Raw genomic sequence first — 1,479 nt, forward strand, 5'->3', positions numbered from 1 at the left:
TACCAGCCGGCTGCCGAGTTGCTGTGGCGGGTGGCGGACCGGGCGATGGTGGCGGCGCAGGAGTCCGGTGATCCTGAGGCGATCGCGTGTGCGGGGTGGTTCCTGTGTCAGGTGCATCGGGACGCCGGGGATTGGGACACCGCGATGGTGGTGACGCTGGACGTGCTGTCGGCTCTGGAATCGCGGGCGGCTGACGGGAGCACGAATCTGCTGGCGCTGTGGGGTGCGCTGAACTTCGAGGCCGCGTACACGGCGGCTCGTGCCGGTGAGGAAGGGCGGGCCTGGCGGTACTGGGATCGCGCGGACCGGGTGGCGCAGCGCCTGCCGCAGGGTTTCTACCAGACGCAGACGTCGTTTTCGCGGGTCATCATGGGGGCTCACGCGGTGACGGTGGCGGTGGAGTTGCAGAAGTCGGGTGAGGCGGTGCGGCAGGCTCGTCGTCATGATGCGGCGGCGATCCCGTCGAGGCCGCGTCGGGCACGCCATCTCATCGAGGTCGCGCGGGCGCACTACGGCAAGGACGACAAGGAAGCGGCCGTGGCGACGCTTCGGCGGGCGTACGAGTCGGCTCCTGAGACGATCCGCTTCAACGGGTACGCCCGTCAGATCACCTTGGACCTGCTCGACGGGCCGCGTTCCACCCGAGACGACGCGCGTGACCTCGCGGCCAGGGTCGGACTCGTCTCCTGATTGAGGGGTAGGAACCTTACCCGGCCCGGCTCGCGACTGACCGTAACTTCTCGTTTACGGGATGCGGCGGGCGGTGCTGGGCCTTCCAGAGCACGTCGCCGCGCCCCTACCAGCGGAGGTGGGGCATGAGCGAGAACTCTTCGTCTGAGAGCCGAGGCGAGCAGATCCAGGCAGCCGAGCGGGAGGCCGCGAAGCAGCGAATTCTCGCCCAGGCTGAGGCGGAACGAATACCGGTCGAGGAGACGACTCGCGCGGTGCCGGATCGGCCGTGGCGTCGTCGTGAGCGGTGACCGGGTGCCGATCGGTCGACGGGTCGCGTACTTGCGGGCGCGGCGACGGCTGTCGCAGCAGTCCCTCGCCGACCGGTTGGGCAAGTCGAAAAGTTGGGTGGACAAGGTCGAGCGTGGAGTCCGCTCGTTGGAGCGGGTGTCGACCATCCGCGACATTGCCGCCGTTCTACGGGTTGACGCCGCGACGCTGCTCGGGCGTGACACCCAGCCCGCCAACGCGCTCGGCGACAGCGAGGAGATCGCGCGGATCCGAGGGGCGTTGTCGGCGTACGAGCTGGTGCGTGACCGGCCCGCGCCGGTGCTGCCGGCCGATCGTGTTTCCCGGCACGTCGGGTACGCGTGGACCGCCTACCAGCACGCCAGATATCCACAGGTGGTCGAGCTGCTACCGAGCCTGCTGCGCGATGTGCAGCGCACCTATGCCCGGGATCCGACGGCTGGCCGGCTGGTGGTGGAGGCGTACCGGGTGACGGCGGCGTTGCTGGTGAAGCTGGACGAG

The 1,479-nt window shown here is 69.3% G+C and carries 2 protein-coding genes and 1 pseudogene; all 3 read left to right on the forward strand.

Annotated features, from left to right (window positions below):
- Window positions 1–690 (forward strand): annotated as a pseudogene (locus IEY61_RS30825) (XRE family transcriptional regulator); the annotation flags it as partial.
- A gap of 125 nt (window positions 691–815) precedes the next feature.
- Complete coding sequence (locus IEY61_RS30830; RefSeq protein WP_189050858.1) at window positions 816–980, forward strand: hypothetical protein; 165 nt, start codon at window positions 816–818, stop codon at window positions 978–980.
- Window positions 970–1,479, forward strand: a 510-nt coding sequence (locus tag IEY61_RS30835; RefSeq protein ID WP_229706656.1) for a helix-turn-helix domain-containing protein, incomplete at its 3' end; no start/stop codon positions are given. The genes IEY61_RS30830 and IEY61_RS30835, both read left to right, overlap by 11 nt.

Origin of the sequence: Micromonospora sonchi, from assembly GCF_014646235.1 — a bacterium.
Classification (GTDB): domain Bacteria; phylum Actinomycetota; class Actinomycetes; order Mycobacteriales; family Micromonosporaceae; genus Micromonospora; species Micromonospora sonchi.

Coding starts and splice junctions, on each gene's coding strand:
- IEY61_RS30830 (WP_189050858.1), top strand. CDS start 816: ATGAGCGAGAACTCTTCGTCTGAGAGCCGAGGCGAGCAGATCCAGGCA.